The 323-nt window shown below is 47.1% G+C and carries 1 protein-coding gene; it reads right to left on the minus strand.

What is annotated here, in order from left to right; all coding sequences use genetic code 11:
• A partial coding sequence (locus RUMCAL_RS16000) for a hypothetical protein (protein ID WP_021683106.1) occupies window positions 1-262 on the minus strand: 262 nt, incomplete at its 3' end.
• Window positions 263-323 lie beyond the last annotated feature (61 nt).

The following is a 323-nucleotide window of genomic DNA, read 5'->3' on the forward strand; positions in this document are numbered from 1 at the left end:
CCTTTTCCGTAAAGTCGATGCTGTCGATTTCCTCGCAAACCGTGTGGAGACTTTCGGCATCTGCCTTTGCAAGGCTTTCTGCGTTTTCCTCAACCCATGCGGTGAATTCCTCGTTGTCCATCCTGTCCTCGTTTTCAATCTCCAGTTCGTATTCGTAGTCCGCATCGAACCAGGTGATGACCGCCTTTGTGATTTCGGTTCTTTCGTTCCAGTCCGTTCTGTTTGCCATTGCTCTTGCCTTTGCGATTCCGTATGCTACCATTGTGTTTTTCCTCCGTTTTTGGTTGTTTTCCCTTTCGGTAACTGTATATTACCATACCTTT

This window comes from Ruminococcus callidus ATCC 27760 (assembly GCF_000468015.1).
Classification (GTDB): domain Bacteria; phylum Bacillota; class Clostridia; order Oscillospirales; family Ruminococcaceae; genus Ruminococcus_C; species Ruminococcus_C callidus.